The 1,313-nt window shown below is 33.7% G+C and carries 2 protein-coding genes; both read left to right on the top strand.

Going from position 1 to position 1,313, the window contains the following annotated elements:
- The coding region (locus EKL98_RS16165; RefSeq protein ID WP_199740737.1) for a glycoside hydrolase family 3 C-terminal domain-containing protein at positions 1-1,032 on the top strand (1,032 nt) is incomplete at its 5' end.
- Between the two features lie 138 nt (positions 1,033-1,170).
- The coding region (locus EKL98_RS18460; protein ID WP_148104447.1) for a YgjP-like metallopeptidase domain-containing protein at positions 1,171-1,313 on the top strand (143 nt) is incomplete at its 3' end.

Consider the following 1,313-nt stretch of genomic DNA (forward strand, 5'->3'; position numbering starts at 1 on the left):
GCTTTGATTGGGGCTTTGGCCAATGATAAAAACAGTCCATTGGGAAGCTGGAGATTAGCTGCCGACGACAATTCAGCCGTTTCTGTTTTGGAAGCAATGCAACAATATAAAGAAAACAAACTGACCTACGAAAAAGGAGCAGATTTAACTATTGAAAAAGCAACTTTCCTCAACGAATTGGTTTTTAATACAACCGACAGAAGTGGTTTTGATGCTGCCAAAAAAGTAGCAGCAAATGCTGATGTAGTGGTTATGGTTTTAGGTGAAAATGGTTTTCAGACAGGCGAAGCTAGAAGCAGAACTAATCTTGATTTACCGGGTTTGCAACAAGAATTATTGGAGGAAATTTATAAAGTAAATCCAAATATTGTTTTAGTTTTAAACAACGGAAGACCATTGGCTTTGCCTTGGGCTGCCAAAAATATTCCCGCTATTGTTGAAGCTTGGCAATTAGGAACCCAAGCCGGAAATGCAGTTGCCCAAGTGTTGTATGGCGATTATAATCCGAGCGGAAAATTGCCAATGTCTTTTCCAAGAAATGTAGGTCAATGTCCCATTTATTATAACAACTATAGTACAGGAAGACCCAATATGACAGATAATAATGTGTTTTGGTCGCATTATACTGATGTAGAAAAAACACCACAATTCCCTTTTGGATTCGGATTGAGTTATACCACTTTCGAATATTCGAATATGAAAATTTCAAGTGATAAAATCAAGTTTATCGAGAAATTAAAGGTTAGTGTTGATGTCAAAAATACTGGGAATTACGATGGTCAAGAAATAGTTCAACTTTATATTAGAGACTTAGTGGGTTCTGTAACAAGACCAGTTAAGGAACTAAAAGGATTCGAAAAAATAAATTTAAAAAAAGGGGAAACAAAAACGGTTTCATTCGAAATTTCATCCGAAGATTTAAAATTTTATACTATCGAAATGAAAAACGAAGCCGAAGCAGGCAATTTTGAAGTTTTTGTAGGTGAAAATTCTAATACGGACAGAAAAGCAAATTTTGAATTGGTTCATTAAATTCTGCAGCTTATGTATTGATTTCCATTTAGTGGAAAACAGCAGATTCATTTTATAAAATTTAAATAGTTAGTAAACATATTTTGTCAAATAATTCGAATTGACAATTATGAATCCAAATAAACACAGAAAATATAGATGGAGATTTATTTTTTGTGTGATTGTCAATCCAATCTCCAAAAACCTGAAATACAAATCAAAACAATGAAAAAAAGATGGGGTAGTTATACTTCTTCCGGAAATATTCTCATCAACCCAGAATTAATTAAAGCGGCAACTGT

Source organism: Flavobacterium bomense (genome assembly GCF_003970355.1).